General features: G+C 53.7%; 23 protein-coding genes. 15 read left to right on the forward strand and 8 right to left on the reverse strand.

The window, feature by feature from the left end:
• Window positions 1-70: 70 nt before the first annotated feature.
• Window positions 71-685 carry a deoxynucleoside kinase gene (locus HNQ92_RS06510; RefSeq protein WP_184172380.1) on the reverse strand — a complete coding sequence of 205 codons (615 nt, stop codon included), beginning with the start codon at window positions 683-685 and terminating at the stop codon, window positions 71-73.
• A 135-nt stretch (window positions 686-820) separates the two neighbouring features.
• Between HNQ92_RS06510 and trhO the strand changes: the two genes are divergently transcribed.
• From trhO to HNQ92_RS06525, 3 genes are all read left to right on the forward strand, one after another.
• Window positions 821-1,804: an oxygen-dependent tRNA uridine(34) hydroxylase TrhO gene (gene trhO, locus HNQ92_RS06515; protein WP_184172382.1), complete on the forward strand. Its 984-nt coding sequence runs from the start codon at window positions 821-823 to the stop codon at window positions 1,802-1,804.
• A 225-nt stretch (window positions 1,805-2,029) separates the two neighbouring features.
• Complete coding sequence (gene surE / locus HNQ92_RS06520; protein ID WP_184172384.1) at window positions 2,030-2,830, forward strand: 5'/3'-nucleotidase SurE; 801 nt, start codon at window positions 2,030-2,032, stop codon at window positions 2,828-2,830.
• An 84-nt stretch (window positions 2,831-2,914) separates the two neighbouring features.
• Complete coding sequence (locus tag HNQ92_RS06525) at window positions 2,915-4,468, forward strand: GH3 family acyl-acid amido synthetase (RefSeq protein ID WP_184172386.1); 1,554 nt, start codon at window positions 2,915-2,917, stop codon at window positions 4,466-4,468.
• On the opposite strand, the gene HNQ92_RS06530 is transcribed toward HNQ92_RS06525, so the two are convergent.
• Together HNQ92_RS06530 and HNQ92_RS06535 are read right to left on the reverse strand one after the other, a co-directional pair.
• Window positions 4,465-5,082 (reverse strand): LysE family translocator, encoded by a 618-nt coding sequence (locus HNQ92_RS06530; RefSeq protein ID WP_184172388.1) that lies wholly within the window; start codon window positions 5,080-5,082, stop codon window positions 4,465-4,467. The two genes, HNQ92_RS06525 and HNQ92_RS06530, sit on opposite strands and share 4 nt — an antisense overlap.
• A 2-nt stretch (window positions 5,083-5,084) precedes the next feature.
• Window positions 5,085-5,630: an NUDIX domain-containing protein gene (locus HNQ92_RS06535; RefSeq protein ID WP_184172390.1), complete on the reverse strand. Its 546-nt coding sequence runs from the start codon at window positions 5,628-5,630 to the stop codon at window positions 5,085-5,087.
• Between the two features lie 48 nt (window positions 5,631-5,678).
• On the opposite strand from HNQ92_RS06535, the gene HNQ92_RS06540 reads away from it, so the two are divergent.
• Together HNQ92_RS06540 and HNQ92_RS06545 are read left to right on the forward strand one after the other, a co-directional pair.
• The gene (locus HNQ92_RS06540) at window positions 5,679-6,692 is read left to right on the forward strand and encodes a cation diffusion facilitator family transporter (protein WP_184172392.1); all 1,014 of its coding nucleotides are present in this window, start codon (window positions 5,679-5,681) and stop codon (window positions 6,690-6,692) included.
• 74 nt (window positions 6,693-6,766) lie between these two features.
• Window positions 6,767-7,696 (forward strand): sugar phosphate isomerase/epimerase family protein, encoded by a 930-nt coding sequence (locus HNQ92_RS06545; protein ID WP_184172394.1) that lies wholly within the window; start codon window positions 6,767-6,769, stop codon window positions 7,694-7,696.
• Between the two features lie 80 nt (window positions 7,697-7,776).
• On the opposite strand, the gene folE is transcribed toward HNQ92_RS06545, so the two are convergent.
• Window positions 7,777-8,472, reverse strand: coding sequence for a GTP cyclohydrolase I FolE (gene folE / locus HNQ92_RS06550; RefSeq protein ID WP_184172396.1), 696 nt, complete (start codon window positions 8,470-8,472; stop codon window positions 7,777-7,779).
• Complete coding sequence (locus tag HNQ92_RS06555) at window positions 8,432-8,851, reverse strand: 6-pyruvoyl trahydropterin synthase family protein (RefSeq protein ID WP_184172398.1); 420 nt, start codon at window positions 8,849-8,851, stop codon at window positions 8,432-8,434. The genes folE and HNQ92_RS06555 overlap by 41 nt, the downstream gene beginning before the upstream one ends.
• 614 nt (window positions 8,852-9,465) lie before the next feature.
• On the opposite strand from HNQ92_RS06555, the gene HNQ92_RS06560 reads away from it, so the two are divergent.
• From HNQ92_RS06560 to HNQ92_RS06585, 6 genes are all read left to right on the forward strand, one after another.
• Window positions 9,466-10,689, forward strand: a complete 1,224-nt coding sequence (locus tag HNQ92_RS06560; protein ID WP_184172400.1) for a sugar MFS transporter — start codon at window positions 9,466-9,468, stop codon at window positions 10,687-10,689.
• A gap of 9 nt (window positions 10,690-10,698) precedes the next feature.
• Window positions 10,699-11,772, forward strand: coding sequence for a GHMP family kinase ATP-binding protein (locus HNQ92_RS06565; RefSeq protein ID WP_184172402.1), 1,074 nt, complete (start codon window positions 10,699-10,701; stop codon window positions 11,770-11,772).
• Window positions 11,773-11,904: 132 nt separating this feature from the next.
• On the forward strand, window positions 11,905-13,923 hold the full coding sequence (gene ispG, locus HNQ92_RS06570; protein WP_184172404.1) for a (E)-4-hydroxy-3-methylbut-2-enyl-diphosphate synthase: 2,019 nt from the start codon (window positions 11,905-11,907) through the stop codon (window positions 13,921-13,923).
• 19 nt (window positions 13,924-13,942) lie between these two features.
• Window positions 13,943-14,131: a DUF6728 family protein gene (locus tag HNQ92_RS06575; protein WP_184172406.1), complete on the forward strand. Its 189-nt coding sequence runs from the start codon at window positions 13,943-13,945 to the stop codon at window positions 14,129-14,131.
• Window positions 14,128-14,481: an MmcQ/YjbR family DNA-binding protein gene (locus HNQ92_RS06580; protein ID WP_184172408.1), complete on the forward strand. Its 354-nt coding sequence runs from the start codon at window positions 14,128-14,130 to the stop codon at window positions 14,479-14,481. The genes HNQ92_RS06575 and HNQ92_RS06580 overlap by 4 nt, the downstream gene beginning before the upstream one ends.
• A 45-nt stretch (window positions 14,482-14,526) precedes the next feature.
• Window positions 14,527-15,081, forward strand: a complete 555-nt coding sequence (locus HNQ92_RS06585; RefSeq protein WP_184172411.1) for a tetratricopeptide repeat protein — start codon at window positions 14,527-14,529, stop codon at window positions 15,079-15,081.
• Between the two features lie 26 nt (window positions 15,082-15,107).
• On the opposite strand, the gene HNQ92_RS06590 is transcribed toward HNQ92_RS06585, so the two are convergent.
• The 3 genes from HNQ92_RS06590 to HNQ92_RS06600 form a co-directional block, all read right to left on the reverse strand.
• Window positions 15,108-16,310, reverse strand: a complete 1,203-nt coding sequence (locus HNQ92_RS06590; RefSeq protein ID WP_184172413.1) for a thioredoxin family protein — start codon at window positions 16,308-16,310, stop codon at window positions 15,108-15,110.
• Window positions 16,311-16,369: 59 nt separating this feature from the next.
• Window positions 16,370-16,711, reverse strand: a complete 342-nt coding sequence (gene gldC, locus HNQ92_RS06595) for a gliding motility protein GldC (RefSeq protein ID WP_184172415.1) — start codon at window positions 16,709-16,711, stop codon at window positions 16,370-16,372.
• A gap of 184 nt (window positions 16,712-16,895) precedes the next feature.
• A complete protein-coding gene (locus tag HNQ92_RS06600; protein ID WP_246439727.1) occupies window positions 16,896-17,639 on the reverse strand; it encodes a DUF4197 domain-containing protein in 744 nt (247 codons plus the stop codon).
• An 89-nt stretch (window positions 17,640-17,728) separates the two neighbouring features.
• Between HNQ92_RS06600 and HNQ92_RS06605 the strand changes: the two genes are divergently transcribed.
• The 4 genes from HNQ92_RS06605 to HNQ92_RS06620 are packed head-to-tail and all read left to right on the forward strand — an operon-like array spanning window position 17,729 to window position 21,586.
• Complete coding sequence (locus HNQ92_RS06605) at window positions 17,729-19,003, forward strand: competence/damage-inducible protein A (RefSeq protein WP_184172417.1); 1,275 nt, start codon at window positions 17,729-17,731, stop codon at window positions 19,001-19,003.
• 41 nt (window positions 19,004-19,044) lie between these two features.
• On the forward strand, window positions 19,045-20,379 hold the full coding sequence (locus tag HNQ92_RS06610; RefSeq protein ID WP_184172419.1) for a dihydrolipoamide acetyltransferase family protein: 1,335 nt from the start codon (window positions 19,045-19,047) through the stop codon (window positions 20,377-20,379).
• Window positions 20,379-20,912 carry a 5' nucleotidase, NT5C type gene (locus tag HNQ92_RS06615; RefSeq protein WP_246439729.1) on the forward strand — a complete coding sequence of 178 codons (534 nt, stop codon included), beginning with the start codon at window positions 20,379-20,381 and terminating at the stop codon, window positions 20,910-20,912. Before HNQ92_RS06610 ends, HNQ92_RS06615 begins: the two co-directional genes overlap by 1 nt.
• Complete coding sequence (locus HNQ92_RS06620) at window positions 20,909-21,586, forward strand: response regulator (protein WP_184172421.1); 678 nt, start codon at window positions 20,909-20,911, stop codon at window positions 21,584-21,586. Before HNQ92_RS06615 ends, HNQ92_RS06620 begins: the two co-directional genes overlap by 4 nt.
• Window positions 21,587-21,588 lie beyond the last annotated feature (2 nt).

Consider the following 21,588-nt stretch of genomic DNA (forward strand, 5'->3'; position numbering starts at 1 on the left):
ATAAAAACGCGGTTTTTTTATGTCTTATTGTAAGGCTTGCAAGTATTTTTCAGCCAAATTCATGCCCTTGCTAAGCAATGAATAGCTCCTTGTTAAGCATTCCTACAATCGTATTAAAATCGTCGGGGTTATTGGCAAAATCCATGTCATTGACATCAATGACGATCATCCGCCCGTGGTCGTAGGTATCTGCAAATTGGTCATAGTACCGGTTGAGGTCTTTCAGGTACTCTTCCGAGATAGATGCTTCGAAGTCTCGCCCCCTTTTTTTGATTTGACGCACCAACTTAGGTATGTCCGCCTGTAGGTAGATCATGAGGTCGGGGGGCTGCACAGCCTTGATGATGGTATCAAACAGCATGAGGTAGCTTTGATAGTCACGTTCGGTCATCTTGCCGGAGTCGTAAAGATTGCGGGCGAAGATGAAGGCGTCCTCGTAGATGGTGCGGTCCTGGATGATGGTCTTGTAGGTTTGAGAGCGAATGCGCTGGACTTGGGCAAAGCGACTATTCAGAAAATAAATCTGCAAATTGAAAGACCAACGCTCCATATCTTGGTAAAAATCAGCCAGGTATGGGTTTCCTTCTACGGCTTCGAACAAGACATCCCAGCCGTAATGGGCGCCCAGCATTTGGGTGAGGGTCGTTTTTCCGGCCCCAATGTTTCCTGTAATGGCAATATGCATATTTTAGGTTTTAAGTAATTTCCGAAGGGGCAAAAATAGGAAGCTTATACGTCTGATGAAAATCAGAAGGGGCATCGTCTGGGCGAATAAGCCGTTCTTTGTATCTTTGCGGTATCAAAAAATGAATGATCTGTCATGAAGCCTTACCGCGTTCTGCTGTATTACAAATACGTTCCGATCGAAGACGTAGATTCCTACCGCGATGAACACCACCTTTTTTGCCTGGAGTACAACCTGCTGGGTCGGGTAATTGTCGCACCCGAAGGCCTTAATGGTACTGTTTCGGGCTTGGTGGCCGACTGTGAAGCTTACATAAAGTACCTCCAGGCCGACGAGCGGTTTGCCGATACCCAATTTAAAATTGAAGAACACGATCTCCCGGCTTTTCAAAAACTACACGTCCGCGTTAAAAAGGAAATTGTACATTCGGACCTACCCGTCGATCCGCTCAAAAAAACGGGCAAGCACCTGGAGCCGTCAGAGCTCAAGGAAATGCTCCATGATCCCGATGTAGTACTGGTGGATATGCGCTCGAACTACGAACATGCCGTGGGGAAATTCAAGGGAGCCATTACCTTCGACATGGAAAACCTCCGAGAGCTACCCCAGCATGTCCACGAGATTGAGTCGTTAAAAAATAAAAAAATAGTTACCTACTGCACGGGAGGCATCAAATGTGAGAAAGCGAGTGCTTATCTACTAGAGCAGGGCTTTACCGACGTATACCAGCTGCATGGGGGTATTATTCGCTACGGATTGGAAGAGGGAGGAGAAAATTTTGACGGTAAATGCTACGTATTCGATAACCGCGTGGTTGTGGACGTTAATACAGTCAACCCTACCGTCGTATCTACCTGCTACGTTTGTGGTACTTCCTGCGACCGCATGGTGAATTGTGCCAACTGCGAATGCAACCGGCACGTACCTATCTGCGAAAAGTGCGGAGAAGCGCTGGAAGGGGCTTGTTCACCTACCTGCCAGGCTCACCCCCAAAAGCGCCCCTACGACGGAACCGGCTATTACCCCAGTGCCAGCAACCATTACAATCCCAAACAGGGGTACATCAGTTTGCGTAAAGCCCCGAAAGGTACCCAAGAATCGAAATCCAGAACCGTTTGAGCACACAAAGCCCCAGAGAAGTTTTTTTAATCAAAGAATATTTAGGAAGTAGTTATAGCAACCAAACCCCTGAGGGAGTTATTCTTCTTTTCAGAACAAAGTACCCTTGAGCAGAGGGATCGCAACTCCTAAGCGGTAGTCGATGAGCGGCAGCCTCAGGCCAAAAAAGGATATAAACGACAAATGCCTTACCTTGCGGCCCCGTAACATTTACTCATACAACCCATGACAGTACAACCTTCGCCCACGGCCCACACCCAAAAACCCCTCATTCTGGTCACCAATGACGATGGTATAACATCGCTCGGAATCCGAACACTGGTAGAACTCATGCAAAATCTCGGAGATGTGGTGGTGGTAGCCCCCAATCGCCCCCAGTCGGGGATGGGCCATGCCATCACGATCGGAGAGCCGCTGCGCTTGTATTCGACCGAAATTTTCGAGAATGTCGATGAGTATGAATGCTCAGGTACCCCCGCCGACTGCGTGAAGTTAGCCAAGCATTACGTATTACAAAAGCGCGCCCCGGACCTGGTGGTGAGCGGGATCAACCACGGCAGCAATAGCTCCATCAGCGTATTGTACTCGGGTACGATGTCAGCGGCCATCGAGGCGGCTATCGAAGGAATTCCCGCCATTGGCTTTTCCTTATGTGACTACCGCGAAGAGGCCGATTTCAGTCATGTGCACGAATGGGTACTAGCGATCACCAGAATGGCCATGGAAAAGGGTATACCTAAAGGGGTCGCTTTGAACGTTAATATACCAGCCCGCAGTGAGGAGCCCATCCGGGGCATCAAGGTATGTAAGCAGGCGCACGCCAAATGGCAGGAAAAATTTGACTACCGGAAAGATCCTTACGGGCGCGGGTACTTCTGGATGGCGGGTGAATTCATCAACTATGACCACGACAAGGAAGATACCGACGAGTGGGCGCTTAAAAATAACTACGTGTCGGTAGTACCCTGCCAGTATGACCTTACCAGCTACGCAGAGCTGCAAAACATTGGCAGCTGGCCGCTATAGGGTAAAAAACCAGGTACTTAGACTTGTTTCTAAGCCCGTAAGCAAATTGCCTACGGGTAGTTTACATTATTAAGCACAAAAAGTATGGCAATCATAGGTAGTTTGCTGAAAAGGGGAATCCGGTTTGGCAGCCTGGTAGCTGACCGCAAAAAGATAAATCCTTTCAGGCAACAAAAGAAGACATTGTCCAAGCTGCTGGCCAAAGCCCGTTACACGGAGTTTGGGGAGACGTATAATTTTGAGGCCATCCTGAGCAGTTCTCTTTTTGGTCAACCCCGGGATTTCTACGAACGCTACCAACAGTCGGTACCCGTGCACGACTACAACAAAATGTATAAGCAATGGTGGGTACGTAACGTAGAAGGCGAAAAGAATATCTGCTGGCCGGGACGTATCAAGTACTTTGCCCTAAGCTCAGGTACCTCCGAAGCCGCCTCCAAGTACATTCCGGTGACGAAGGCCATGTCGAAAGCCATGCAAAAAACCAGCATTCGGCAGATCCTCTCCCTGGGTAAGTACAAGGAGCTTCCCGACAAGCTGTATGAAAAAGGCTTTCTGATGCTCGGCGGAAGTACCAACCTGAGTGCCCGTGACAACCACTTCGAGGGCGACCTGAGCGGCATCAACGCCAGCCAGATTCCGTTTTGGTTTAAACCCTACTACAAACCAGGTGAAAAAATAGCCGCCGAACGAGATTGGGCTCTCAAGCTGGAGGAAATTACCCTGCAGGCCAAGGATTGGGACATTGGCTTTGTGGTGGGCGTACCCGCCTGGATTCAGCTCCTGATGGAAAAGATCATCGCCCATTATAACCTGAAAACCATTCATGACATCTGGCCTAATTTGCTGGTATTTGGCCACGGCGGGGTATCCTTTGAGCCGTACAAAAAAGGCTTTGAAAAGCTGCTGGGTAAGCCGCTGATCTACATCGATACCTACCTGGCGTCGGAGGGTTTCATTGCTTACCAAACCCGGCCCGGCGCTCCTGGCATGCAGCTGGTACTCGACAACGGCATCTTTTTCGAATTTGTCCCTTTTAACGAAAAAAACTTCGATGCCGACGGCGGCATGGTCGATAATCCCGAAACGTATATGGTCGACGAAGTGGAGGAAGGCAAAGAATACGCGCTCCTGATTTCGACTTGCTCCGGGGCCTGGAGGTACCTGATCGGCGATACGGTGAAGTTTGTGGACAAAGCCAAGGCCGAAATTGTGATCACGGGCCGCACGAAGCACTACCTCAGCCTGTGCGGCGAACACCTCTCGGTCGATAACATGAACAAGGCCATCGACCTGGTTTCGGAAGAACTGGGTATTACGGTGAAGGAATTTACCGTAGCTGGTATAAGCCACGACTCGCTGTTTGCACACCATTGGTACGTAGGTACCGAAGACGCGGTGGAGGCCGAGGTACTTAAAGCCAAGCTCGACGAAAAGTTGATGCTCCTCAACGACGACTACGCCGTGGAGCGTCGCCACGCCCTCAAAGAGGTGTTTGTAACGGTACTTCCGAACAAAACCTTTTACGGCTGGATGGAATCCAAAGGCAAGCTGGGGGGGCAGCACAAATTTCCGAGGGTACTTAAGAAAAACCTGATCAACGATTGGCAAGAGTACCTTGAGCAGACGCAGAGCTAGCTTTTCAGGAAATGCGTGTACGCGATCTGGCAGGCGATGAGAATAAAGACGGCCCCCGTCACTTTATTGATCAGCGTAACGGTTCGTGGCGTAAAAAGCCGCTTAAGGCGGTGCGCAAACACCGCAATGGCCGACTCAGTAGCGAATACCGCCAGCAAACTGGCCGCAAAAAAGAGCAGTACCTGAGCAAAATCGTACTGAAGCGTAGAGCGCAGGTAGGTGGCGATGGTAACCCAGCTGATGAAGTTGACCGGATTGAGGCCGTTCAGTAGAAAACCCGTGCTAAAGTAATAGAGAAAATCGCCAAAGCGGGTTTTGGGGTAGGCCAGCTTGGGCTGCTCACGAAACAGGTTGGTAACGCCCAGAGCCAGCAGGAAAAGTACCCCCACGCCCGCCATCCACTTTTCAAAGCCCTGGATGCTCGGCAGCAAGGTAGTTCCGAAAATGGCAAAGAACACAAAGATGGCGTCGCACACCAGTACTCCGAACGCGATCTTGACGCCACTGCGGTAGCCATTGTCTACACTATTTTGGACCAGAGAAAAGAAGACGGTCCCAAACGTAAAGCACAAAAGTACCCCGGTAATGAGGCCGTAAAAAAGGGCTGCTAACATGCTTAGAGGCCTTTAAGTCGAGCTACCATCAGGATGCCGCACACCGAGAGCGCATCGGTTATTTCTGAACGCATCACCATGTCCACGGCTTCGCGCAGGGGTACTTTACGAACCTGAAGCTCTTCGGTATCTTCCGGCTCCTGCTCAAATTGCCGCAGCTCTTCGGCCAGGTACAGAAAGCCTTCCTCATCGGTAGCGGAGTTGGAGGTGTGGATGCGGGCAATGCGCGTCCAGCGCTGGGCCACCAGGCCGGTTTCTTCTTTCAGCTCACGCTGGGCCGCCCGGAGCGGGTCCTCACCCATGGGGCCACCACCTTCCGGAATCTCCCAGGAGTATTCCTCTAGCGTATAGCGGTATTGCCCTACCAGGTACAAGTACCCTTCTTCGTCGAGTGGAATGACACCGATGGCTTTATTCTTGAATCTGACGACGCCGTAGATCCCCGGATTTCCGGCCGGGTTGATTACCTCGTGGTGCTGGATTTCCATCCACGGATTTTCGTAGATGGTTTCAGTCGTCAACGTCTTCCAGTTGTTTTCAGTCGTCATTTCTCCGGTTATTCTTAGTAATTTTAGCGCCTCATTCACCCTTGCGAAATGCAAATAAACCAAAATAAGCGTAAACAACGGCTGATCCTGCTATCTTTTGTAGCCAGTTTTGTACTGACTGGCCTTAAATTCTTTGCCTATTTCCTGACCGACTCCAACGCCATTCTGAGTGATGCCATCGAATCCATCATTAACGTAATCGCCAGCGGCTTTGCTTTTTACAGCATCCGGCTCTCGGCCCTACCCAAAGACAAAAACCATCCCTACGGACACGGTAAGGTTGAATTTTTTTCGGCCGGTTTCGAGGGGGCGCTCATCATTATTGCTTCTTTTTTTATTGCTTTCGAAGCCATCCAGCGGCTGCTAAACCCTAGTCCGCTTCAGAACCTCTCCAGCGGAATGCTGATCATTCTCGTTACGCTGGTGATCAACGGGGTCATCGGCATGCTGCTGGTGCAGAAAGGCAAGAAGTATAACTCCCTGGCACTTACCGCCGACGGCCGCCATCTCTTGTCCGATAGCCTCAGCAGCGTATTGTTGTTGATTAGCGTGCTGCTGGTCATTTTTACCGGCCAGGTCTGGATCGATAGTGCCGCCTCGCTCCTCTTTGGGGGGATCATTGCGTACAGTGGCTTTAAGCTCGTCCGCAAGTCCGTCTCGGGCCTCATGGATGAAACCGACGACGAGCTGATGCAAAAAGTAGTCAATACCATTCGGTCTAATAAAAAATTGTACTGGGTGGACGTCCATAACCTGCGGGTACAACAGTACGGTTCAGACCTCCACATCGACTGCCACCTGACACTCCCCTACTACTGGACCCTCCAGGAAACCCACGAGGCCATCCACGAATTTGAAAACGTACTGAAAGCCAGCCACGAAGGCGAAACCGAAATCTTCGTCCATGCCGATCCGTGCGTGCCCGAGTGCTGCCATTTTTGTCGGGTAGCCCACTGCCCCGTCCGCAGCCACCCCTTCCAGCATGACCTGGACTGGGACGTGGTGAACCTGGCTAAAAATCAGAAATTATTCATGGAGGCCCAACTAAAAAGACCGGACTAACCTCACAATTTCCGTATCTCTGCTTACTTTTGGCGGTATCAACCTACATCAACCCTTTTATCTCAGAACCCATCATGACCCAATCAAGGCGCGATTTTTTCAAAACCATGGGCCTCACGGCGCTGGCCGCAACTTCCCTGACCGATCTGCTGGCCGAGTCGGCGGCCAAAAAACTATTCTTCGAGATTTCGCTGGCCGAATGGTCGCTGCACAAAGCACTTTTTGCCAAGAAAATTACCAACCTGGATTTCCCCGAACTAGCCAAGAAAGAATTTGGGATCAGTACCGTTGAGTACGTCAACCAGTTCTTTAAAGACAAAGCCAAAGACACGACTTACCTCAACGACCTGCTAAAGCGCTGCAAAGACAACGGCGTGAAGAACCACCTCATCATGATCGACGGCGAGGGTGGCCTGGGTGAGCTCGATGACGCCGTCCGGACCAAAGCCGTAGAGAACCACTACAAGTGGGTCGAAGCCGCCAAGTACCTGGGTTGCAAAACGATCCGGGTCAACGCCTACGGCAAAGGTACCTCCGAGGAAGTGGCCAAGGCCGCCGTGGACGGACTGAGTCGACTGGGCGAATTTGCTGATACCATGAAGATTAACGTTATCGTGGAAAATCACGGTGGGTACTCGTCTGACGGGCAGTGGCTCTCGGGCGTGATGAAGCAGGTGAACCGCAAAAATGTAGGTACCCTACCCGACCTGGGCAACTTCTGCCTCGAGCGCAAGCCCGGTAGCTACGAGTGCCTCAAAGAGTACGATCGCTACCAGGGTACCCGTGAGCTGATGCCTTTTGCCAAGGGCGTGAGTGCCAAGTCGTATGACTTCGACGAGCAGGGCAACGTGATCGAAACCGACTACTCCAAAATGATGAAAATCATCAAGGACAGCGGCTTCAAAGGCATCATCGGGATCGAGTACGAAGGAAGTAAGCTGGACGAGTACGCCGGTATTAAGGCTACCAAGGCCATTCTGGAGCGCACCGGCGCGCTGGTTTAGTTCCAAAGTACCTTTCACAAAAAAAGAGCCCGCTTCGTACGGGCTCTTTTTTTATAACAAGGGCGCGTGAAAGTACCCGCCTAACTAGTCAAACTCAGGTAGCTTAAAAATTCCTTTTTGGTCGCTTCCTGCTCAAATTTTCCGCCGTAGTAGGCCGTCACGGTAGAGCTGCCCGTATCCTCGATGCCCCGCGACTGCACGCACATGTGCTTGGCGTCGATCACGATGGCCACATCTTCCGTTTGCAGAGCCTCTTTCAGTTCGTTGGCGATCTGGACCGTAAGCCGCTCCTGTACCTGCGGCCGCTTGGAGTAGTACTGCACAATGCGGTTGAGCTTGGAAAGACCAATGACTTTACCACTCGAAATATAGGCTACGTGCGCCTTACCGTAGATGGGCACAAAGTGGTGCTCGCAGTTGGAAAAAACCGTGATGTCCTTTTCCACCAACATCTGGTTGTACTGGTACTTATTCTCGAAGAGCGTCACGCTGGGCTTATTCTCCGGATTCAGTCCGCTAAAAATCTCCTTCACGTACATCTTCGCCACGCGTCCGGGAGTACCTTTCAGGCTGTCGTCGGTCAGGTCCAGGCCCAGAATTTCCATGATATGCCGAAAATGCTTTTCAATCAACTCTACCTTCAGGTCGTCATCCATTTCAAAAGCATCTACCCGCACGGGCGTATCGTACGAAGTCATGATATGGTCGTGGCCCAGCTCTTCATCAGCAGGTACTTTATCCAACGGGATATTCAACAAAGTTTCGTTCTGTTTCATACAGGGTAATTTTCAAATCAAGTGTTGGGTCAATTTGGGTGCGCAGGATGTCATGAATCACGATGGCGATGTTTTCGGCGGATGGATTCAAATCCCGAAATTCATCCGTATCCTGGTTCAGGTTTCGGTGGTCGAACTTATCCAGCACGTGCTCCTTTATCACATCGCTCAGTACCTTCATATCCAGCACGTAGCCCGTTTCGGGATCTACCTCGCCCGCTACCCGCACAATGAGCTCGTAGTTGTGGCCGTGGTAGTTGGGGTTGTTGCATTTTCCGTAGACACGCTCGTTTTTTTCGTCCGACCAGTTCGGATTGTGCAAGCGGTGCGCGGCGTTAAAGTGTTCTTTTCGAAACACCGCAACTCGTTTTTTTGTCATTAGGTACTTGTTTGTATGACTAGCTAACCGCTTTAAATGTCGTTACAGAGTTTGTGTACAACACACTTAAAGCTTCGGAACGAAATTGGTTCGTCCTGGGGAAGTCAATTAAGGTAACAGTCTAACCCGGCCCGTTCAGATTTTGTTTAATATTATTTCAAAAATACTAAACAAAGAAAGCGAATGATCCGGGTACTTACATTAGTTGGTTTAAAGTACCCTGGATTTCCCAGAAAGCAAGGGCGCTGATAATTAATAAAAAAAATTAATATTCACGTAAAATGGCCTTAATTTGCGAGGTCAGCGTCTATTTCTCCGAACAAAGCACTTTTAAGAAATGTACTTTCCGACAATTCTTTTCCTGCCAGCGTACACTTTCCGGGCTATAAGGTACTTTCACCACCTCCCTAAAAACCCGACTGCCCGGTACAAAGTTCGTTATTCCGATTCAAATAATCGTTTGCCACTGAAGTACCTTACCAACCGCCCGACCGCACGGGTTGGGAGAAATACCTTTTCGGGTACCTGACAGGCCGATCATTACTAAAAAATACCCCTTATATTCGCTTTCCCAACCTTACTACCTCTATACCTACTTTTCCCTCGCAACCCTCATGAATAAACCGAACAACTACCTGGGGCCACTCAGCATCATTGCCGTTCTCTTTTTTATCCTGGGCTTCGTGACCTGGGTCAATGGTACCCTGATCACGTTCTTTCAAAAAGCCTTCAATCTAGACAATACCAGCTCGTACCTGGTTACGTTTGCATTTTTTATCTCCTACACCCTCATGGCCGTACCGGCTTCGGAGGTACTTAAGAAAGTCGGCTTTAAAAATGGCATGTCCTTAGGCCTGCTGGTTATGGCGGTAGGTACGGTGGCCTTCGTACCGGCGGCCAAAATGGGTTCCTATACCTTTTTTCTAGTGGGTTTGTTCGCCATCGGGATCGGGCTCACGATCCTGCAAACGGCCATCAATCCTTACGTGACCATCCTGGGGCCCCGCGAGAGCGCCGCCCAACGCATCAGTTTCATGGGCCTGGCCAACAAGGGTGCCGGGATTATCAGTCAGGTGGTTTTTGGCGGGCTGTTGCTCTCCGGCTCCACCGTCACTACCCAGGCCGAAGAATTGGATAAAGTAGTGGGGCCGTACCTGACGCTCACCGCAGTACTGGTAGGATTGGCCTTGCTGATCCGCCTTTCGAAAGGACTGCCCGAAGTAAACGAGGAAGACGATGCGCCCGTAAATCCCAGCGCCGTCGCCCCTACCAAAAAAACCAGCATATTTCAATTCCCTAACCTGATTCTCGGCGTGGTGGCGTTGTTTTGCTACGTAGGCGTGGAGGTCATTGCGGGTGACACCATCATCAGCTACGGGGTTTCGTTGGGCATTCCGGAAGAAGAAGCGCGGCTCTTTGGTACCTACACGCTGGGGGCCATGATGTTTGGGTACGTGCTGGGGATTGTCCTCATTCCCAAGTTCGTCACGCAGCAGCTGTGGCTGCGGGTGTCGGCCATTCTGGGGGTAGTGGTCACCATCCTGGCCGTATATACTACCGGTTTCACCTCGGTGGTTTGCATTGCCATTCTGGGCTTGGCGCACGCCATCATGTGGGGAGCCGTATGGCCGTTGGCTATCAATGGGTTGGGTAGTTTTATCAAAACGGGCGCGGCGCTGCTTATCATGGGTATTTCGGGCGGAGCCATACTGCCGCTGGTGTACGGTGCCATCGCCGACGCCATCGGAAGTACCCAGCAGGCCTACTGGATGCTGGTGCCCTTGTACCTGTATATTTTGTATTACGCCATGGCCGGTCATAAAAAAACCAGCTGGTAATTAGTTCGTATGAAGATTTCAACGCCCGGGCGCATTTGCCTGTTTGGGGAGCACCAGGACTACCTGGGGCTTCCCGTCATTGCCGCCGCCATTTCCCGGCGGATCGGCATCGAAGGTACCCACCGCGCCGACGACCAGATCCGGCTGCACCTGCCGGACCTCGACCAGGAGGTATCTTTTTCGCTGCAAAGTACCTTTCCCTACCAGGAAGCCCGCGACTATTTCCGAAGTACCCTCAACGTGCTGAAGCGGCGCGGGCTCCGCTTCAGCCGCGGCCTGGAAGGTACCATCCGGGGCAACATCCCCATCAACTCGGGTACCTCCAGTTCGTCGGCGCTCATTGTGAGCTGGGCGCATTTCCTGGACCAGATGAGCGACGCCCCCGCGCATTTTTCTCCGGCCCAGCTGGGCGAAATCGCCTACGAAGCCGAGGTACTTGAGTTTGGCGAGCCGGGCGGCATGATGGACCACTACTCCACGGCCCTCGGGCGGGTGATCTACCTGGAGTCGGTGCCGCAGGTACGCGTGGAGCCGCTCACGCCCACGCTGGGTACCTTTGTGCTGGGCGATTCGCTGGAGCCCAAAGACACGCTGGGCATCCTGGCCCGCTGCCGCTACGGCATGGAGGCGATCCTGGCCAAAGTACAGCAGCATGATCCTGCTTTCTCTATTCATCAAAGCCCGCCAGCGCAAGCGGACAAGTACCAGGCCTTCCTGACGGACGACGAACTGGCCCTGCTACGCGCCAACCTGGACGACCGGGATATTTTGCGGACGGGGAAACTCTTGTTGGAACAAGGTACTTTCGGGCCCGAATTCGACGCCCAGTTTGGCCAGCTACTTTACCGGCACTACCTCAATCTCCGCGACCACAAACGTACCTCCACGCCCAAGATCGACCGCATGATCGAGGCCGCGATGGACGCGGGCGCGCTGGGTGGAAAAATCAACGGCTCAGGCGGGGGCGGCTGCATGTTTGCGTACGCGCCCCAAAACACCGAGGCCGTGGCGGAGGCCATCGAGCGCGTGGGAGGCCGGAGCTACATCATCGAGGTAGGTGAAGGTACCCGGCGGGAAAGCTAGGCCTGCTTTTGATACCGGAAGTAAGGTACTTCGTGAACATTTAATTTGTACGCTCGGTTGTAGGGAAAGGAAGCGGAATGACGTATTTTTGTACGATTCATCCCCGCATTACTTTCTTTTCTTGACGATCCAATGACCAACCCAGCAGTTCATTCGGAGGTAGTTGCCCCCCTGTATTGCCCTTCCCTGACCGCGTACCAGCGCCGGAAAACCATCACCGTCGACATCGGCGGGGTACCTATGGGCTCCGACTACCCCATTCGGGTACAATCCATGACCACCGTTGATACCATGGACACCCAGGGCTCCATCGAGCAGGTGATCCGGATGGTGGAGGCGGGTTGTGAGTACGTCCGGATTACGGCCCCCAGCGTCAAAGAAGCCCAAAACCTGGAAAACATTCGCAACGGCCTGCGCCAGCTGGGTATCCAGGTACCTTTAGTGGCCGATATTCACTTCACGCCCAACGCCGCCGAGCTGGCCGCCCGGATCGTGGAGAAGGTCCGGATCAATCCCGGCAACTACGCCGACCGCAAGCGCTTCGAGACCATCGACTACACCGACGCCTCCTACGCCGCCGAGCTGGAGCGCATCCGGGAAAAATTTATTCCCCTGGTCAACATCTGTAAAGAATACGGTACCGCCATGCGGATCGGCACCAACCACGGCTCCCTCTCCGACCGCATCCTGAGCCGCTACGGCGACACGCCCCTGGGTATGGTAGAGTCGGCGCTGGAGTTTTTGCGTATTTGCGAAGAAATGAAGTACTTCAATATCGTACTTTCCATGAAGTCCAGCAATACGCAGGTGATGGTGCAGGCCTACCGTCTGCTGGTACAACGGCTCGATGAAGAAGGCCTGCAGCCCTACCCGCTGCACCTGGGTGTCACCGAAGCCGGCGAGGCCGAAGATGGCCGGATCAAGTCGGCGGTGGGCATAGGTACCTTGCTGGAAGACGGCCTGGGTGATACCGTGCGGGTGTCGCTCACCGAGGAGCCCGAAAAGGAAGCCCCCGTGGCGCGGGCGCTCATCGACCGCTACACGCAGCGAGTACCCCACGCGCCCATGGAGGAAGTTCGCAAAGTACCTATCAACCCGTTTCAGTACAGCCGCCGCGAGAGCCGCGAGGTAGGTACCTTGGGGGGCAGCAACGTACCGAGGGTCATTGCCGACTACTCCCGGCTCCGCGTCGAGCAGCACGAAGACCTGCGCAGTATCGGGCATTTCTTCCTGCCTGTGCCCGACAAGTGGGCCATGAACGACCAGGGCGCCGATTTTATTTATTCCGGCAAAAAGCCTATTCCGTTCATGCTACCCAACGGCCTGAAGGAAATCCTGGACTACGAAGCCTGGCTGCAGGTACCTGACCACCAGAACAAATTTCCGCTGCTAACCGTAGCCGAGTGGCAAAGTACCCCTCAGCGCCCGGAGGTACTTACCTTTATTCAAGGTGACATTCATACGCTGAGCGAGGAAGTACTCGTTTCGTTACGGGAAAAACCTCAGGTAGTATTGCTAATTAATACGCAAAATCAGCACGCGCTGCCCGAGCTGCGGCGGCTGCTTTTCCGCCTCCTCGACCTGAACGTCAAAGTACCCGTGGTGGTACAACGCACCTACCCCGCCGACCGCGACGACCGCCTGACGCTCTACGCCGCTACCGACCTGGGCGGGCTGCTCATCGACGGCCTGGGCGACGGTGTGCTGCTAACGCCCGACTGGTCCGGAGAGGTACCCAAAGCGCAGCAACTAGAGACGCTGGGTACTTTCAATGCCATCGCCTTTGGGATTTTGCAGGCGGCCCGTACCCGCATGACCAAAACGGAATATATTTCCTGCCCTTCCTGCGGACGTACCTTGTTCGACTTGCAGGAAACCACCGCTCTGATCCGGAAGCATACCGAGCACCTCAAGGGCGTCAAGATCGGGATCATGGGCTGCATCGTGAACGGCCCCGGCGAAATGGCCGACGCCGACTACGGCTACGTGGGCATGGGCAAGGACAAAATAGCGCTCTACCGGGGTCAGGAGGTGGTGAAGCGCTCGGTGAAGGCGGCCCAGGCCGTGGAGGAGCTCATCGAGCTCATCAAGGAAGACAACCGCTGGATCGAGCCGCAGGGCGTGGAGGAGCAAGTACCCGTTAGTATTTAAAAATCAATTAATTATACGCATGAGTAATGTAAAAGAATATTTTCAACTAGGGGATGTATTCAGGTACTTTATTCGGGTTTTCAAAAAGCCCGATCCCAACGCGCCGACCTCCTTCAACCTCCGGATGATGCACGGGATCAACCGCATCTCCATCATCATGTTTTTGTTTTGTGTTACTGTCATGATCGTCAGAGCCATTTTACGATGAACATCGAAACCCTCCGCGACTACTGCCTATCGCTTACGGCGGTGGAAGAGTACGTACCCTTTGGCAACGACACGTTGGCCTTCCGGGTAAAGGACAAAATTTTTCTGCTCACGACGCTGAACCTGGAGGTACTTCGGTTCAATGTGAAGTGCGAGCCCGAAAAGGCCGAGGAACTGCGCGAGCAGTACCCCAGCGTGAAGCCCGGCTACCACATGAACAAAAAACACTGGAACACCGTCATCGTGGATGGCTCCGTGCCCGATACGCTCCTGCACGAATGGATTCGTGATTCGTACGAGCTCATCGTGGCGGCGCTTCCCAAAAAAGACCGGGAAGCGCTCACCTCATAATTGTAATTATAGTAAGTAGCCAGGATTCTCAAAACCGGATTGCCCGTGGAAATCTCCCTGCTGGTTCTGCTCTTCATTCCGTACCTGATCATCAAGTACCTGGTCACCGATCACGACACGCCCGCCGAAAAAGACACCAAGCGTTTTCGGGAAGGGATCGAACTAGTTGCCCAGCAGCAGTACGAGGAGGCCTTTAGGTACTTTGACGAGCAAGTCAAAAAGTACCCCAAGTCGGCGGTGGCCTACGCCTGGCGGGGCAAGTGCAACCTCCGCGACGAAAACTACTTTTCGGCCCTGTATGACCTGGCCCAGGCCCTAAGCTACGACAACACCCTGGCCGCCGCCTACCTGGACAAGGGCCAGGCACACCTGGCGCTGCGGGAATACCAAGATGCCTTTCGGGAATTTGACAAAGCCGTGTGGTTTTACCGCGACAACAACGCCGACGCCCTGCGGCTCCGCGGGCTGGCACGGCTCCGTATGAAGCAGCTCAGCCAGTCGGAGCGGGACTTGCGCCGGGCGGTGGAGCTGGGAGACGAAAACGCCCGGCATGTACTCAGCCAGGCGCCTTTTTATATTCATGATTTAGCCAAAAAGTAAGGGTACTTCGTGGTTGATAAAAGTACCTACCCCCCAATGCTCTTCAGCAGCGCTTCCGCCTTGGCGCTATCCACCTTACCGGCCTTGGCCAGCGCCACCGCCTGCCGGGCCGTCTGGGCGGCTTCGGCTTTTTTACCCGCTTTCTGGTAGGCTACGGCCATTTCGTAATGCAGTTCGGCGCTTTCTTTGGGAGTTGGATTGGTTTTGAGCGCACTGGCAAACCACTTCTGAGCTGAGGGCACGTAGGCCGCGTCGGTACTTTTGCCGTTGAAGTACCTGAGCAGGTAATTATAATCCGGCGCTTTGAGGGGTACTTGGGTGCTGTGTGTATTCACCAGTGCCACGGCTTCTCCGGCTTTCTTCTCCCGAAAATAAGCATTCAGCAAAGGCAACAGTACGCGGTTGCGCGCCATCTGGGTACTTACGCCGGCTTTGATGAGGTACTCCCGCATCTTCACCACCTTAGCGCTGGAGTAGGCGTTGCCCCGGCTGCTGTAAAGCGAGTACATCACGATGTTTTCGGCCGTGGAGTTTACCAGCTTGGGATCGTACTTCTTGGCGTAGTCGGGCAGGTGGACCAGAAAGTACCCCGCCAGCGGGTTGTCCACGTCCATGATGAGCTTTTGCAGAGCCAGGAAGTTGGTCTCGCTGAGGTAGTTGGAGGGGCTCTGCTGCTTGGCGTAAGCGTCCATGGCCCGGATGTTCATAACGGTGTCGGACGTTACGCGGCTGTACATGCCGTAGTCGATCAGAAACTGCGCCGAGCGCTCCCCGGCCACAAACCGCTGCTTCATCGAAGCCGACCGCTGCTTGGGGTCCAGGGCCAGCTGCCCCTGCCGGATCACGTCCTGCGCCGTGGGGTTGGTAATGGCCAGGTGCTGGAGGTTCTGGTTGGCATCGTAGTACAAAAACAGCGGCAACGACGGCACGAACAGTTTCCGGCCCAGAATAAACTGCTGAAAATCCGGTGAGCTGACCTCGATGCGGTAGTTGATGAATTGCTGGTTGTAAAAATCACTGACCTGCTTGTCGTTAAAGACCGGAATGAAGCTCTGGCATACGTGGCAGGACGACGAATACACCTCCACAAACACCGGCTTGCGCTGCGCTCGGGCCTCGGTAAAGGCTTTCTGGAGATTATTTTCGGAAAACTGAATACCGTGCTGCGCCTCGGCAACCAAGGTACCTAGCAGTACCAGCAGCCCTACCAGACAGAAACGAGTGTGCATAGAGAAAGGATTTTTTAACCAAGTACCTTTATTGATTTTCCACAAAAACTACGCGCTCGCTACTGAGCCGCTTTCATTTCTTCATCCAGGTTTTTGCTCAGCGTTTGGCAAAGCGCCTCAATGTGGTCGGCCATTTTTTTGTCGTTGGTGGCCGTTAGCAGGGTATCCGCAATGCCGCTCATGATTTCGATGTAGAAGCGCTTCATCTCAAAAACCTCCATGTCCTTGGTCCAGAGGTCAATCTTCAAAGTACCCCGGTGGTAGTGGTCCCACACGGCAATGGCAATGGCCCGCGTATCGCTTATGCCTTCGTTAGGGTTTTCGGTGGCGTCCCAGTAAATTTTGTCGGGTACGTTTTGGTTATCGAGCTCGACGGTAAAGTTAATTTCAGATTTTTTCATGCGAAGAATTGGGTATTGTTTTGGCAAAAGTACGTACTGTGCGTGACTTTAGCATAAAGTACCCCGTGAAGGCCGCGCCCAAAAGGTACTTTTGCTTCGCTGCGGGGGCCAACCAAGTACCTTATAAAAAAAGGACTACCCCGAGGGCAGCCCTTGAATAAGCCGTGACTAGCGGGCAGGTACTTTACTTGGCCTGCCCGAAAACCTTTCGTAAAAGGTCATTGACCCGCGCGGCGGGGTTTTCCCGGATTTTCTTTTCTTCAATGGCAATGAGCGAATACAGTCCGTTAATGGCCTGCTGCGTGGCGTAGCCCTTCAGGTCAGGGTTGACCTTCTGCACCAGCGGAATTTTATTATAGGTGTTCACCAGGTCGGCGTAGTAGCGCGTGGCGTTGTTGAGGTTCAGGGTACTATCCACTACCGGAAAAAAGGTATTGTACAGCTCGTCGTTGGTAGTGCGGCGCAGGTAGGCCGTGGCCGACGTATCGGCTCCGCGCAAGATCCCCACGGCGTCGGTGATGGTCATGGACGTAATGGCCTTCACGAAGATCGGTTTGGATTTCTTGGCGGCGTCTTCGGCGGCCCGGTTGAGCGAGAGCACAAAACGATCCACCTCACTGCCCAGGCCCAGCTGCCGGAGCCGCTCCTCTACCCGGCGGGCCTCGGGCGGCATCAGGATCTTGATCAGCTCGTTTTTGAAGTACCCATCGGTGCGGGAGGCCTGGTCGGCTCCGTTGTTGATGCCCACGCGCAACGCCTCTTTAAGTCCTTCGGCAATTTCATTTTGGGAAAGTCCACCGCTGCCGCCCTGAATATTTTCGAGTGCCTTTCCCAATTTCGTTTTGTTAAACTGAGCCTGGGAAGTACAGCTGGAAAGCAGAAGGAACGAGGCGGCAAATAGTATTTTGTAGGCCATGTTGAAGTTCATTTTGGAATAAGTGGTATAGCACTCAAACGTAATCATTAATAACAAATATTGCGTATTTTTGGAAAATTAAAGCCTAATCATCTATTCTGATGACCCACCTAAGTTCTACGATCCGGGCCGAAGTACTGACCATTGGGGACGAAATTCTGTTTGGCCAGATTACGGACACCAACACCCAATGGATCGGCACCGAGCTCACCAACCTGGGGATTCGCCCCGTCCGGAAAACCTCCGTGGGCGATAACGCCGCCGACATTCTCAGTGCGCTACACGAAGCCTCCCTCCGGGCCGAGTTGATCATCATTACCGGCGGCCTGGGCCCCACCAAAGACGACATTACGAAGCAAACGCTTTGTCGCTTTTTTGATACCGTATTAGAACTTAACCAGGAAGCGCTGGAAATGGTTAGTTCTTTTTTTATAAAACGCGGCCGGGAAATGACCGAGCTCAACCGCCAGCAAGCCGCCCTACCCGCCAACTGCACCTACCTGGCCAACGACTGGGGTACCGCGCCCGGCATGTGGTTCGAGCGCGACGGCCGGGTATTTGTTTCGCTGCCGGGGGTACCTTTCGAGATGAAAAACCTCATGCAGCAGCGGGTACTTCCGCGGCTGCGCGCGTACTTCCAGACGCCCGTCATCACGCACCGGATCATCCGCACCATCGGGATCGGGGAGTCGTTTCTGGCCGAAAAGATTGAGGCCTGGGAAGATAGCCTGCCCGCGCACATCCGCCTGGCCTACCTGCCCAGCTTTGGGGGCGTGCGCCTGCGGCTCACCGGCACCGGCGCACTAGCCGAGCCGCTCCTGGCCGAGCTCAACGCGGAAGTGGCGCGGGTACTTCCGCTCATCAACGACTACGTGTACGGCTACGACGACGATGAAATAGAAACCGTGGTAGGACGGATGCTCGTGGAACAAAACGCCACCTTAAGTACGGCGGAGAGCTGCACGGGCGGCCTGGTAGCGCACCGAATCACCAGCGTGCCGGGCTCGTCGAGGTACTTTGAGGGCGCCGTGGTGAGTTACAGCAATGCCATCAAAACAGGTACTTTGGGCGTTTCGCCTTCGTCGCTGGAGCAGTTTGGCGCGGTAAGCGAGCAAGTAGTAAAAGAAATGGCCGAAGGCGCTCGCGCACTATTGGGCACTACCTACGCCCTGGCTACCAGTGGCATTGCCGGTCCTGACGGCGGTACCGAAGAGAAGCCCGTGGGGACGGTCTGGATTGCCTGCGCCACACCCCACGAAACCGTAACGCGCCTTTTGCGGTTAGGAAAGTACCGCGACCAAAACGTACAGCTCACCACGACCTACGTCTTGGATTTGCTACGAAAAACCCTACGGCAACCCGTATTCAATGCCTAACCCGTGGCCACCGTGCCTTTGTCCATCTTAACTTGACCTGAATGAAACTAGTAGAAATGGTAATGCCCCAAATGGGAGAAAGTATCATGGAATGCACCGTCCTGACCTGGCTCAAAAAGCCCGGCGAGGCCGTCCAGGCCGATGACTCCCTGCTGGAAGTAGCCACCGATAAAGTAGATACCGAAGTACCGGCTCCCCACACGGGTACCCTGGTGGAATGCCTGGTGCAGGAGGGAGACGTCGTGGCCATCGGAAGTACCATTGCCCTTCTGGAAGTAGCCGACCACGAACCCTTGAATGAAACGACTTCTCTTCCCACCGATGCGGCCGAAAAAGCCGCCGAGGAACTGGAGAATGAGCTAAGCCAGGCGATTCAGCGGCCCGGCACCACCGCGGCGGAACTACCGGCCCCTACGGCGCAGGAAGGCGAGACGAACGACCAAAACAACGGCTTTTATTCTCCCCTGGTATTGAGCATCGCCAAGGAAGAGGGCATCAGCCGCGAGGAGCTGGCTACGATTACGGGTACCGGCGCGGAGGGACGTGTGACGAAGAACGACATCATCCAATACACGCAGAGCCGTGAGCAACCCGGCCCAACTCCGGCGGCGGCTACACCCAAGGTACCTGCTCCCGCCAGCGCCGTGGCTAAAATATCCGCGGGTGCTCAGGAGATCGTTGCCATGGATCGCATGCGGAAGATGATTGCCCAGCGGATGCTGGACTCCAAGCGCATTTCGGCCCACGTGACGTCCTTCATCGAAACCGACATGACGACCATCGTGCAGTGGCGGGAGCGGGTGAAAAGTGATTTTCGGAAACAAAACGGCGACTCGATTACCTTCACGCCCCTGCTGGTGGAAGCCGTAGTAAAAGCCATCAAAGACTACCCTCGCATCAACGTATCGGTGGAAGGGGATAACATTATTCTGAAGCGAGACATCAACATCGGCATGGCCGTAGCCCTCGAAGACGGCAACCTCATCGTACCGGTGATCCACCAGGCCGACCAATACAACCTCGTAGGCCTGGCCAAAAAAGTGAACGACCTGGCCCGCCGCGCCCGCGAGCACAAGCTAACGGCCGACGATCTGACGGGAGGTACCTATACCATTTCTAACATCGGTACCTTCGGCAACCTCATGGGTACGCCCATCATCGTACAACCGCAGGTAGCCATCATGGCCTTCGGGGCCATTGAAAAAAAACCGGCCGTGATTGAAACGCCACAGGGAGACCTGCTGGGCATTCGCCACAAGATGTTCATTTCGCATTCCTACGACCACCGCGTGGTGGACGGCTCGCTGGGTGGCATGTTCCTGAAGCGGGTCTCTGACTACTTACAACAATTTGATCCGCAAAGACCTACCGCATAATGCTCCGACTGACGCTCGACATGGACGATGTAATGGCCAATACCCACGAAAAACTCGTGGATATTGTCCTGAATGAATTTGATACCATTTACAGCGAACCCGATTTTGCCACCCGCCCGCTTCGTGAGCTCCTGCACCCCAAGCAGCTCAACAAACTCAACAAGTACCTTCATAAGCCCGGCTTTTTCAAAGACATTGCCGTAAAAGAAGGAGCCATCGAAACCGTAAGCCAGCTGGCGCGCTACTACGAAATTTACGTAGCCACGGCCGCCATGGAGTTTCCCAATTCATTCCGCGAGAAATACGACTGGCTCCATCAACACTTCCCTTTCATTCCCTGGCACAACATTGTATTCTGCGGTGATAAGAGCATCATTGCCTCCGACTACCTCATCGACGACCACGTACGCAATATCCTGGCCTTTCGGGGGCAGGGCATTTTGTTCTCGGCCCCGCATAACTTGAACGAAACCGCCTACAAGCGGGTGTCCAACTGGAAAGAAATTTCCGAACTTTTCCTGCCCCTGGTATGAAGCTACTCCTCGTAGAAGATGAGCCCAAGACGGTCCAGTCGCTCAAACAGGGCCTGGAAGAAAACGGCTACGAAGTAGATGTAGCCTACGACGGGCTTATTGGCAAACAACTGGCCCGCCGCGGGTCCTATCAGCTTATCATTTCGGACATCATCATTCCTGGCATTAACGGCCTGGAGCTCTGCCGCGAGTTGCGGGCCAGCGGCGACCAAACCCCCATCCTGATGCTCACGGCCCTGGGTACCACCGACGACCTCGTGACGGGCTTTGACGCCGGGGCCGACGACTACCTGGCCAAACCTTTTGAGTTTAAGGAGCTGCTGGCGCGGGTACGGGCGCTGACCAAGCGCGGCCGCAGCGTGGCCCAAACCGCCCAGACCATCCGCTTCGCCGACCTGGAAATTAACCTGGACGCCAAAACGGTACATCGAGCAGGTACCAAGATCAACCTCACCGCCCGCGAATTTAACCTGCTGCTGTACCTGATCCGGAACCAGGGACGGGTTGTCTCCAAAGCCGAAATTGCCGAGCAGGTGTGGGAAATCGACTTTGATTCGGGTACCAACGTGATTGAAGTGTACGTGAACTACCTCCGGAAGAAGATCGACAAAGACTTTCCCGTCAAGCTCATCCATACGCAATTTGGGATGGGGTACGTCCTCAAAATCGAGTAGCC

It is taken from the genome of Rhabdobacter roseus, from assembly GCF_014202275.1.
GTDB classification, from domain to species: domain Bacteria; phylum Bacteroidota; class Bacteroidia; order Cytophagales; family Spirosomataceae; genus Rhabdobacter; species Rhabdobacter roseus.